This is a genomic window from Vibrio sp. JZG10 (assembly GCF_054064075.1).
In genome coordinates this window covers 355,575-367,204 of the sequence record NZ_JBSUGE010000003.1, presented here as the reverse complement: position 1 = coordinate 367,204, position 11,630 = coordinate 355,575, and the positions used below count along the sequence as shown (strand labels likewise).

The 11,630-nt window shown below is 45.0% G+C and carries 10 protein-coding genes; 4 read left to right on the top strand and 6 right to left on the bottom strand.

The window, feature by feature from the left end; genetic code table 11:
* Window positions 1-24 precede the first annotated feature (24 nt).
* The 3 genes from ACWYVB_RS06480 to ACWYVB_RS06470 all read right to left on the bottom strand — a co-directional run bounded on the left by ACWYVB_RS06480 (window position 25) and on the right by ACWYVB_RS06470 (window position 4,094).
* Window positions 25-1,449 (bottom strand): PTS mannitol transporter subunit IICB, encoded by a 1,425-nt coding sequence (locus tag ACWYVB_RS06480; protein ID WP_150917862.1) that lies wholly within the window; start codon window positions 1,447-1,449, stop codon window positions 25-27.
* A 12-nt stretch (window positions 1,450-1,461) separates the two neighbouring features.
* Window positions 1,462-1,905, bottom strand: a complete 444-nt coding sequence (locus ACWYVB_RS06475) for a PTS sugar transporter subunit IIA (protein WP_005391226.1) — start codon at window positions 1,903-1,905, stop codon at window positions 1,462-1,464.
* A 431-nt stretch (window positions 1,906-2,336) separates the two neighbouring features.
* The gene (locus ACWYVB_RS06470; protein ID WP_457528405.1) at window positions 2,337-4,094 is read right to left on the bottom strand and encodes an SgrR family transcriptional regulator; all 1,758 of its coding nucleotides are present in this window, start codon (window positions 4,092-4,094) and stop codon (window positions 2,337-2,339) included.
* A 394-nt stretch (window positions 4,095-4,488) separates the two neighbouring features.
* On the opposite strand from ACWYVB_RS06470, the gene ACWYVB_RS06465 reads away from it, so the two are divergent.
* Window positions 4,489-4,830, top strand: a complete 342-nt coding sequence (locus ACWYVB_RS06465; RefSeq protein WP_006742094.1) for an ArsR/SmtB family transcription factor — start codon at window positions 4,489-4,491, stop codon at window positions 4,828-4,830.
* 84 nt (window positions 4,831-4,914) lie between these two features.
* The gene (gene arsB, locus ACWYVB_RS06460; protein ID WP_457528403.1) at window positions 4,915-5,970 is read left to right on the top strand and encodes an ACR3 family arsenite efflux transporter; all 1,056 of its coding nucleotides are present in this window, start codon (window positions 4,915-4,917) and stop codon (window positions 5,968-5,970) included.
* A gap of 43 nt (window positions 5,971-6,013) precedes the next feature.
* On the opposite strand, the gene ACWYVB_RS06455 is transcribed toward arsB, so the two are convergent.
* Both ACWYVB_RS06455 and ACWYVB_RS06450 read right to left on the bottom strand, forming a co-directional pair.
* Window positions 6,014-6,793: a helix-turn-helix transcriptional regulator gene (locus tag ACWYVB_RS06455; RefSeq protein WP_005391234.1), complete on the bottom strand. Its 780-nt coding sequence runs from the start codon at window positions 6,791-6,793 to the stop codon at window positions 6,014-6,016.
* 21 nt (window positions 6,794-6,814) lie between these two features.
* Window positions 6,815-7,348, bottom strand: a complete 534-nt coding sequence (locus tag ACWYVB_RS06450; protein ID WP_457528401.1) for a YbhB/YbcL family Raf kinase inhibitor-like protein — start codon at window positions 7,346-7,348, stop codon at window positions 6,815-6,817.
* A gap of 188 nt (window positions 7,349-7,536) precedes the next feature.
* Between ACWYVB_RS06450 and ACWYVB_RS06445 the strand changes: the two genes are divergently transcribed.
* A complete protein-coding gene (locus tag ACWYVB_RS06445) occupies window positions 7,537-8,328 on the top strand; it encodes a PhzF family phenazine biosynthesis protein (RefSeq protein WP_457528399.1) in 792 nt (263 codons plus the stop codon).
* A 93-nt stretch (window positions 8,329-8,421) separates the two neighbouring features.
* Here the strand turns inward: ACWYVB_RS06445 and ACWYVB_RS06440 are convergent, their stop codons facing one another.
* Window positions 8,422-9,450, bottom strand: a complete 1,029-nt coding sequence (locus tag ACWYVB_RS06440) for a lactonase family protein (RefSeq protein WP_457528397.1) — start codon at window positions 9,448-9,450, stop codon at window positions 8,422-8,424.
* 544 nt (window positions 9,451-9,994) lie between these two features.
* On the opposite strand from ACWYVB_RS06440, the gene ACWYVB_RS06435 reads away from it, so the two are divergent.
* Window positions 9,995-11,626 carry a methyl-accepting chemotaxis protein gene (locus ACWYVB_RS06435; RefSeq protein WP_021821443.1) on the top strand — a complete coding sequence of 544 codons (1,632 nt, stop codon included), beginning with the start codon at window positions 9,995-9,997 and terminating at the stop codon, window positions 11,624-11,626.
* The last annotated feature ends 4 nt before the right edge of the window (window positions 11,627-11,630 follow it).

The window sequence follows — 11,630 nt, the reverse complement described above, 5'->3', positions numbered from 1 at the left end:
TACCTGCCGCCCCAAACTGCATTGTTAGGCTGGTTGCTCAGTCGCGACCGTTTGTTGCTTAATCTTATCCATCAGCTCGTCAAGCGCTGGGTCGTTGAGGAAGTTCTTGATCGTTACGACTGGTAAACCTGTCGCGTTGACTGCGCGGCTTTCTAAGCTCTCGTGTGTCACGACGATATCGGCTTCACTCGGGACTTTCTCGATGGCAAAGTTCTTCACTTCAATCTCTATCCCAGCTTGTACTAGCTTGCGTTTGAAGGTCGAAGCGCCCATTGCACTAGAGCCCATACCCGCATCACATGCGAATGCGACAAATGAAATTGGTTTGCTTAATTCTTGCGTCGTCGCAGCTGCAACTGGCTTAACTGCGCCTTCCGCTTTCATCTCTTTCATGTCAGAAACTGACTTCTCAAACTCGCTTTCTTTTTCTTCTGATTTGCTCACCTTCAGAATCGCACTTGCTACCAAGAAAGAGACAATCGTTGCACTTGTCACACCGGCAATGGTCGCAATGAAGCTACCTTTCGGAGTAAGAGCAAGGTAAGAGAAGATAGAGCCTGGACTTGGACCCGCGACCAAGCCTGCATCGAATAGGTTGAATGTTGCGATGCCTGTCGCCGCACCAGCAATCATTGCCACAATCATGATTGGTTTCATGAGTACGTATGGGAAGTACAGCTCATGAATACCACCAAAGAAGTGAATGATGATGGCACTTGGTGCAGAACGTTTAGACAAACCCTGGCCAAACTTCGCGTAGGCCAGCAGCATACCAAGACCAGGGCCTGGGTTAGACGCCACCATAAAGAAGATGGACTTGCCCGTTTCTGCGGCCGCTTGCAGACCTAGTGGGTAATAAATACCTTGGTCGATAGCATTGTTTAGGAACAGCACTTTCGCAGGCTCGTTGATAATCGCAAGCAGAGGAAGGAATCCCGTTGCCACCAAGGCTTCGATGCCTGATTTCACAAACAAGTTTGCCGCTGTTACCGCAGGACCAACTATCTCGTAGGCGAACAGACACAGAATCATGCCCACAATACCTAGTGAGAAGTTGTTCACGACCATCTCAAAACCAGAAGGTATGCGGTGTTGAATACGTTTATCCACTTGCACCACAATCCAAGCGCTCAGTGGACCCATGATCATTGCGCCAACAAACATCGGTATATCAGCCCCGACAATCACGCCCATCGTACCGATAGCCCCCGCTACCGCGCCGCGTTTTTCACCAACAATCTGACCACCGGTGTAACCAATCAAAAGTGGCAGCAAGTAAGTGATCATTGGCCCCACGAGTTCGCCAAAGGCTTCGTTTGGCATCCAACCCGTGGGAATAAAGAGTGCAGTAATAAAGCCCCAAGCGATAAAGGCTCCGATATTTGGCAGCACCATGGCGGTCAAATGACCTCCGAAGGCTTGCACATTAGCTCGCATGTTTGCTTTCACGTTATGTTCCTTTTAGTATGCTTTTATTATGTCTAGCACTTGTTCTTTGGAAGAGGCTTGTGCCAGTTTTGCAATGTTCTCTTCATCCACAAACATCTCGCTCAACGCTTGAATCACCTCAATGTGGGTATCAGAGTCTTTCGCAGCTAAGGTAATAAGAATATTGGCCGGACCGAGATCCGATCCAAAATCAACAGGTGACGGGAAAATATGGATGCCTAAGCCTGTTTTTAAAACACCAGTTTCAGGTCGGGCATGAGGCATTGCCAATCCAGGGCATAACACATAGTAAGGACCGTTTTCTTCCGTTGAACGGATGATTGCATCAGCATAATGCTGGGAGACGTAACCTTTATTTTCTAGGTATTGAGTGGTCTTTTTAACCGCATCTTGCCATTGGTAAGCGCGATCATTAATTACATCTACTAGTTCGTGGTCGATTAACTCGTACAACATATTTAACCCTATCAACAGTTCGTCATCTGATGGGTTAATTATCAATAACAGAGTCCCAACCGCGCAACCGAGCTACTTTTGCGCTTCGAGTCACACTTTAAAGCCTGTCAATTTGTTTAAATGGACAGAGCTCAAAAATCCCACACGTAAAAAATCTACAAATTTTATTTGAGCAACAAGTCAATAGACGAATTTTGAATACAATCACCTTCTCGAAAATATTCTTAAAGTTACATTATTTAAATCAGATCACATTAGACCTATTGACTCGATATAATTCGTGATTAATTTCAAAGTTCATTTCGGGCTGTTTCTTGATCACTCGCGCTCAAACGTAGATAAGCATCACACTTGTTGGCTAGAAAAAATAAAAACGTCACTGGCTTTCACCAAATTGCAGACACAAAAAACCGCCATTCAGGCGGTTTTGATCAGTCCGCAGACCAAACGGATCGTATGTCTGGCCATCCCCAGTTTGTGAGTGCGACATCTTCCAAGACCCCTTGAAAACGTAGCGTCTGAGTATGGTGAAACATCGGTGCAATCCAATACTCGCTAATCAAAGTGGACGCAATCGGCTCTAACGCGCTCAGATAATCTTCAAGCGGTGAGAATGCGCGGACATTTTCCATTTGAGCATCCAACCACGCCGCATTTTGCTCCCCTAAGGTGTGGTAAAGCACGGCATTGCTAAAGAAGTTGCTAAACGCAGACGCATGACGGTTATCGTCCAAGTTAATATTGGTGACAACCAGAGTCTCATCAAGCGTACCGTTTTTGGCTTTCTCGCTCAGTTCACGGTAGGAGTACATAACGATCTCGACTCGGCTGCCCGCATGTTTTAGACGCGAAGAAATCGCTCGTGCACACCGGCGTAGTGCCGTGTAATTGTACCCTGCGATGGTGATCAGCTTTGGCAACTTGACCGCTTCTCCAAATGGACGCAACACCGGTTTCCAGTTGGGCAATAAGTTATAAGCAGGTATGCTCCCAAATATAATGTTTTCATTACGCATCACTTCAGCTAGCTGTTCAGGTTGAATCAATTCACTGATGTATCGGCGCTGGGCCTGAGACAAAGCGTGCTTTGCATGATGGTTAAACAGTGCGAACAAACAACCGTCTTCCGTTCGACTGCGTTTACTCGCTGGTGATACTTCACTGTTTGGCGTCGACATATAGTGGCTGCACATGTCATCAGCAGAATCGGGTTCTGGTTGCAATGTGTTTGCGGCAAGCGATGGATTTTCCATCTGTTCATCGTTGACGATCCATATCGTCACAAAATCCGTTAATACTCGACACGCGTAATAGCCATCAAACGCTTGCAGTTTCAAACGGTTTTCACTGTGCTCAACGACGGAAAATGGACCACTCCCCACCACCAACTTGTTGTTCGCAACGTTCACCTGACTCACGGGCTGAATGCCATATTTCACGCCAGAAATAAGTCCAGCAAAACCCAAGTCAGGTCGGTTAAGTGTAAACACCACTTTGAGAGGGTTTGGCGCAGTCACGTTCGCCACATGCGCAAGTTCTTTCTCGTAGTATTCTAGTGAGCTCAATTTGGCAAACAAACTCACCACCGTGTCGGCATCGATTGGGTTGCCATTATGGAAGGTAAGCCCGGGGCGAAGGTAAAACGTCCATTCGAATTTTTGCTCATCGTATCGCCAATGGTGCGCCAGCTCTGGTTTTACGCGCCCGTAATAATCACTTGATACCAAACAGCAATAAATTTGGCGTAGCAAAAAGCGCTCGCTGCTTCGCTGCAATTGATGAGGAACAACACGCTCGAACATGCGTTTGTAGGTTAGCTGAATATTGAGCCGCCCCTCTTTTACCGATGCGCCCGACGTTGTTTTGAGGAGTCGCCCAAATGCGGCTTCATCTTCATCCAGAATCGACAGCGCTTTCTCGTACTTACCAAGCTTGATTCGCTCTAGTGCAAGGCTTTCTTTTAGCGCGCTGAGTTCAACATTTAACAACAATGTTGAACGTTGGTTCCGTCCCGGTTTTGGCCTCCAACTTAGCCACGCTATCTCTTGCATCTGCGCCAGCAAACTGCGCGCATGACGAGGCGAAGTAAACAACAAATCGGCGATTTCTTGCAGCGTGGTTTTTGCTTCATTACCAACACCAAAAGAGAGCAAGCGTTGGTAATAACGAAATAAGTTGAGATCAGACACCGCACGTACCTTAGCTCTAGGAGGTCATTGGATAGGCGTATTTTACTGAACTTGGCGGCAATAAAATAAGAAAACTTCCAAACACTTTGTTCCCCTTTTACTAGCATTTCGTGCCTATATTGTAGGAAGACCCCACCAATTCGGTTTTATCAGGAATAAAGCGAAGAAATCTACTCTCTTTTTCGCCTCCCCTTTTTTCACCATACTGATTTAGCGAGCAGGAAATATAGAAAATTGCTCATAACCTAACCCCCAAGCAGAACTTAGCTCCTGATACCACACCCCCAATTCGTCGTATCTTTAAGTTCTGCTTTTTTACTGCCAACAGTTGCGCCTTAGAAAAAGCACACGTACACTTAATCGCAATTCGACGATTAACTATAAAGGTCTGCTCATGAGCAACAAATGCAGCGAAACATGCCAAATTGCTTTTGAAGCCACGCAAAAACAACTCGATAAAGAGCAAGCACTCGCCGCTCAAGCGAAAGCGCTGTCTCATCCTGCTCGCTTACGCATTCTGCATATTCTTCACACTTTAGACACTATGGGCGGCTGCTTAAATAGCGATTTAGTCTCTGAGTTAGGTTTAGCGCAATCGACCGTATCAGAACACTTACGTATTCTAAAACAGGCGGGGTTTATCAGTGCAGAACCTAACCCGCCAAAGGTTTGTTACCGCATTCAACGTGAAAAACTGAACGCGTTTAACGCTCAATTTTCCGGTTTATTTAGCTAAGACACGTTGCGCGCTTTCCATGCGCGCAAAGATAAACTATAACCTTATATATCGCCTTTCGACGATAAACGAATAGAGACCACTATGACGACTGAAGTTTTAAATAGTGCCAGCGAAAAAATGAGCTTTCTTGACCGCTACTTAACGGTTTGGATCTTTGTCGCAATGGCCATCGGCGTGGGGATAGGCGCAGCCTACCCGCAAGTAGCAGAATGGAACGAAGCAATGTCCGTTGGTAGTACGAACGTACCACTCGCCATTGGTTTGATTTTGATGATGTACCCACCACTCGCCAAGGTGAACTACGGTCTATTGGGAACGGTAACGAGAGATAAAAAGGCCATCACACTGTCTCTGGTTATGAACTGGATCGTCGGTCCAATCCTGATGTTCGTTCTTGCCTTAACCTTCCTTGGTGATCATCCGGGTTACATGGTTGGCATTATTTTGATTGGCCTTGCACGCTGCATCGCTATGGTTTTAGTGTGGAATGATATTGGCGGCGGCAACAAAGAATATGGCGCGGCCTTAGTGGCATTAAATAGCGCATTTCAAATTCTGACTTACAGCGTTATGGCTTGGCTATTCATCACCGTACTTCCACCGTTCTTTGGCTATGAAGGTTTTGTGGTTGATATTTCCATGGGAGACATTGCGGAAAGCGTATTGATTTACTTAGGCATTCCGTTCCTCGCTGGTTTTCTCAGTCGTAAATGGTTAGTCGCTGCAAAGGGTGAGAAGTGGTACAACGATGTGTTTATTCCTCGAATTTCACCCATTACTTTGATCGCTTTGCTCGCCACCATCGTGCTGATGTTCAGCCTCAAAGGAGAGATGATTTTACAGCTACCAATGGATGTGTTCCGCGTGGCAGTCCCACTAGCGATCTACTTCGTATTGATGTTTTTTACCAGCTTCTTTATCGGGAAGAGAATGGGCATCCCCTACGATAAAAATGCCTCCATTGCTTTTACGGCGACGGGCAACAACTTCGAGCTGGCGATCGCGGTTTCCATTGCTGTATTTGGCCTGAACTCCGATCAAGCATTCGCTGGCGTGATTGGTCCGCTAATCGAGGTTCCTGTTCTGATTGCTTTGGTTAACGTCGCACTGCGGATGAAAACCAAATACAAAAGCTAAAATTGGAAACATAAAAGATCGAGCCAAACAGCAATATTAAGTACTAACTGACGACAGTTTTTATGTACTCACTGGGCGTTAAACCAAACTTGCCTTTAAATCGTTGGCTAAAACGGCCTTCCGATTGATAGCCACACAACTGCGCGAGTAACGCAACGTTGTATGAACCATTTTGCATCAGGTAGAGTGCGTGATTTAAGCGCACTTCTGCCAGCACTTCGCGATACTGAGTGCCCTCTTGTTTGAGTTTGCGTATCAACGTTGCTCGGCTCATAGCAAAGCGCTCAGCAACAAATTCCAAAGGGTGGTCATCGCCCGGAGAGCGTGACAGATAGCGGCTGAGTTTCTGACTGAACGAGGTATTGGAACTCGAGAAAAGCCGATGCAATAGTCCTCGCTCTGCTAACTGCTGATACAACCCCATCATCCAATAACGTTGCGTCGCTTCACTTAAACTTTCCCGTTCAAAAGAAAACAAGGCATTTAATGTCGCTTGCAGTGCTTTGTCTGTCTCCACCGCTGGGACGTAATTTCCCAATGCATTACTCATACTCAGCTCTAACATTTCATCGCTAGGTACGCAGTGAAAACTGAACATTCGTGAAAGAAAACGCCCTTGTTGAGGAAGGTTTTCAAAATTCAGCGAAGCGTTTGCTTCACAAAGCATGATGTTAGGATGAAGAATATCAAACGCTTCGTTTTTCCAAAACAGACGCTTACTCCCTTTAATGATCTGGATAATACTCGGGGAGTGAATCCTGACATTACGTAGCTTTTGCTGCTGCTCCGCACGAAACAGCGTCACTTGATATTGATGCCCCATCTTCTCCCCTTTCGTATTCAATTATCGTGTGTAAGTCGCGGTTAACTTCGCGTTGTCCAATGCAACACTATTCAACGTGAATCCCACAACCGCCGCTGGCGTGTTCTCATCCAAGTTCAACTTGTCACTTGGTAAGGCCCAAACGGTAAACTGATAGCGGTGCATACCATCTTTTTCTGGAGGACATGCGCCGCCAAAACCAGTAGTACCGTAATCGATACGAGACTCCCTACCGCCGAGCTTGCTGATATCAACGCCACGAGGCAATTCGTTAACTGAGGCTGGAATATCAAACGCTATCCAATGCCAAAAACCACTGCCTGTTGGTGCATCAGGATCGTACGCGGTAATCGCAAAGCTTTTTGTACCCTTTGGAACGTCTTTCCACATCAGTTGTGGAGACTGGTTCGCACCATCACATCCCCAACCTGAATATTCAAATGTCTTCGCCATTGGATGACCTTCTTGAATATCTTTGCTCGTTAGTTCAAAAGCATGGGCAGAGCCGATAACCAAAACGCTAAGGGCCAAAACAGACTTGTGAATCGCTTTCATGTGTTTCTTCCTTTCAATGAGTTCAATTCAAGTCTATTCATCAACCCAAGCCAGGGCACACCAATAAGTATCATGAAACATAAAATCATCGTCTATTTTGAAACTTTAAGATTCTAACATAAATTTCTTATTTTCTGAGTTGCATCTGGTTTATGCTAACTAACCGCTCATAGAACAAGGAAGACAAAATGGAACTGGATATCTTCGTCATTGACGCAGTTACAGACACGCAATTTAAAGGCAACTCAGCCGCAGTTGTACCCTTGCAAGAGTGGTTAGAACCAGATCTAATGCAAAACATTGCAGCGGAAAACAACCTCTCTGAAACCGCGTTTGTTAAAGCGATTGGTACGAATCAATATGAAGTACGCTGGTTTTCGCCACTCACAGAAATCGACTTTTGTGGACACGCAACGCTTGCTGCTTCCATGGTGTTGTTCGACCAACTCGGCGTTACAGGAAGTATTGAGTTTCATACATTAAAAGTGGGCACCTTAACCGTAATTAAGAACGCACTTGGCAAGATTGAAATGACATTTCCGACAAGAATGCCACAGCCCGTCAACGCCATTCCTACGCAATTAATTGAGGGATTAAACTGCGAAGTCACACACGTACTGCTTAGCCCACAAGCTTACTTCGTTATCGTGGAAGATGAACAAACCGTTTTTGATGTTCAATATCGATCCGACCAACTGAAACAACTCGCCCCTTACGATGTAGTCGTCACATCAAAAGGCAGTCAATACGACTTTGTATCTCGCTACTTTTGGCCAGCGAACGGCGGAGATGAAGACCCTGTCACAGGATCAGTCCACGCAGGCTTAGCACCATATTGGTCGCAAGAGCTCGGCAAAGCATCTTTAGTGGCGTATCAAGCATCAGCGCGTGGTGGCGTTCTGTACTGCGAAGTCAAAGAAAATTGCGTCAATGTATCTGGTGATGGTGTGTTGTATATGAAAGGCAAAATTTACGTCTAACTGCGCGTTGAGGATTGGCGTTAACTGTTTTTATCCTTGAGAGCCTAGCCGCCCGCTAGGCTTTTCTATTTCCTGTTGTTTCAGCGTTAATCGTTACAAAGGTTGTTCGACAATACACACTGGAGAGCCTATCTCACAGTCATAACCCGTTGGGGTAATTTCACCGGTTTGAGGGTTGCGACAAAAGCTCACCACATTGTGGGAATGTTGATTGGCAACCAACAACCACTTTTGATCACAAGACAACACAAAATCTCGTGGAAAAACCCCTTCACAGTGAATGGCTGCTCGCCTTTTTGGCGTATCGCCAGACACATCAAACACACTGATTTTGTTCTGAGCTCGGCAAGAGACATACAAAAACGTTTCATCTTGCGAAAGACGAATCGCCGCCGCCGCTTGCTGATTCTCTTCCCCTTCTAATAATTCTGTTTGATTCGAGATAAGCCACTTATCTTGGTGCTTAACCAACACAATCAAGGTTTCTGACAGTTCGCAAACCACATACGCTGTCGACTCTTGTTGGTTAAACACCACATGGCGCGGTCCCGAACCTGCGGGCAAATGAATCACTTGCGACAGTGAAAAATCCGGCGGCTGGGCCTCGTAATCATAAATAAGGACGCTATCGCTGCCTAAGTCTACGACAACCAATTGATCACTGTGCTTTAAAAACGTGACTTGATGAGCGTGAGGAGAAGTTTGGCGCTCTAAATTCGGCCCGCATCCATCAACGTATAAATCCGCCAATAAACCAAGCGGTTTACCATCGCGATCCAATTGAAATACGCTAACATTTCCAGAGCCATAATTAGCAACCGCCAACAACGGTTCTTTGATATCCAAATGACACGGATAATCGCCACTAATCGGCAAAGAGACGGATTCACTACCGCGAAAAAACGCGAGTTCTGCACCTTCATTTCTATCCATTTCGCTAAACGTATACAGCCCGTGTTCGGTGGTCGTGAGATAGGACGGATTACGTTGAACTACAACATCGTCAAGCCGAGTCAGTTCACCCGTTTCAGTGTTCAACGATAGACGCGCAATGCCCGTGCTCGTACTCGGTGGGTTGGTGTAAGTGCCAATATAAAAATGCACGTGACCAGTTGTTGTCATGGATGGCCTTATATGAGTGATTCGTATTATTCAACACCTTGCCTATTGTCATGGCAGACCGCAATCCATTTTACGAATCAGCCACTTAAAATGTGAAGCAATTGCTCATTTAAAACCGCAACGACATCGCCATTTGCAGTTAAAGTGGTTTGGCGTTTTAAACAGTATGTCAGCCTTGAGCATGAAAGCCTCGACTTACGGTTACTTTCAAGTGTTATATTAAAGACGAAGAATGTATTTTATGTTCAAGATCTAAGTTTCATTAGCAAACGCTATAATAAGAAACAAAAATCGGGATAAAATAAATAATAATCATGTAACAGTTAATTTTCCTATAAACACCAAATTGAAACACATTATTAATTTCCATTTATTTATAAATTATAATTAATTTTATAAACAACAAGGATTTATTTTAATTATGAACATTTAGATTACGACTTAATTTTATTCACGATAAATTTATTTGAGACATTAATCACACTATATTTCAAATCTCAGTAATAGACTCCGAGCCTTTCAAACCCCCATTATCAGTGAGTCTATGAAACTTTCTAATTTAAGTATCAAGTATAAAATCAGTGCGCTGATTTTGATCATTTCGTTATCTGTTATCGCTCTCTCCGTTTTCTTTACATCTGAAATCAAGATGATAGAAGGAAAGCTTACCGTATTTTCTGAAACCACCGTACCTAGCGTATTGCTCGTAAAAAATACCGAAATTGAACTCGGAATTTTAAGAAAGGATGAATTCTCTTTATTAACCAATGTCAATCACCCTCAATTCATGGAATGGGTAGCCGGATTAGAAAAATCTGAACAGAAAATTGATAAATATCTAGACCAATATGAGAAAGGACTGTGGGATCAACGCGACCGAGACGCTTTCAATAAAGTAAAAAGTGCCTGGGTTAAATACAGTGCGTTTAACAATGAATACGCGAAGTTGCTATTGAATAATAAAATCGACGAAGCAAATGAAACATTGTTAAACGGATTTTCTACATTCACACAATTATCCGATGCGATTCGTGATTTAGTGGAACTAAACCAAACCTACGTACAAGAAGATATTGCTAGCGCTCATGAAGCAGTGCGCAGCGCAATCACCTACAGCATTATTGCTATCGTCGCGCTATTGGCACTGAGTTTTACGCTAGGCCTATTCCTAACCAAACAGATCTGCACACCACTAAATTACGTGGTAAACATGGCGTCGAAAATCGCGTCGGGCGACCTAACTTACCAGCTTCCACGTAACAAAATTGGTCATGATGAGCTTGGCACCTTGGCAGATGCCTGCGTTGATATGCAAGCGAAGTTGCTTACTTTGGTCGACAGTATCTCGTCAACTACTGCTCAAGTAGGCACCGCTATTGAAGAAGTGAGCGCGATTTCCGAACAGACTTCAACAGGCATGGATGAACAACAAGTTCAGCTAAACCTTATCGCAACAGCAATGAACGAAATGCAAGCGACAGTAAATGAAGTCGCCAGCAACACCGAAGCAGCGTCAGAAACTGCAAACAGTGCTTCTCACGATGCGAAAGAAGGCCGCAGCGTCGTTCAAGAATGTATTAACCAAATCCACGAAGCGTCATTGGCGATTCAATCAGTTGGCAACATGGTGACAGAACTGGAACAAGATGCGTCTAACATTAGTGTTGTGGTTGACGTTATCCAAGACATCGCGGAACAAACCAATTTGCTTGCGCTTAACGCTGCCATTGAAGCTGCGCGCGCTGGTGAACAAGGCCGTGGTTTTGCCGTCGTAGCGGATGAAGTGAGAACGCTAGCAAGCCGCACTCAAGCTTCAACCGAAGAGATCATCACGATCATCTCTAAACTGCAAAATTGTTCGAAGAGTGCCGTTTCAGCAACAAATAACAGCAGCGATTTGATTCAAGAGTGCGTTGAGCAAGCACAAAAAGCCGGTGCAACCATCGACCAAATCGAAAAAGGCGCAGATAACATTGCTGAAATGAGCATTCAAATTGCAAGTGCTTGCAGCGAGCAAAGCTCGGTAACAGAAGAGCTGCATCGTAACGTGGAACACATCAACCAGTTCTCTAGCGAAGTGGCGACAGGTTCACGCCAAACCGCAATTGCATGTCGCGATTTAAGTGAGCTGGCGGTAGGTCTACAAGAGATCGTCGGTCAGTTCAAAACTGCATAGTCAC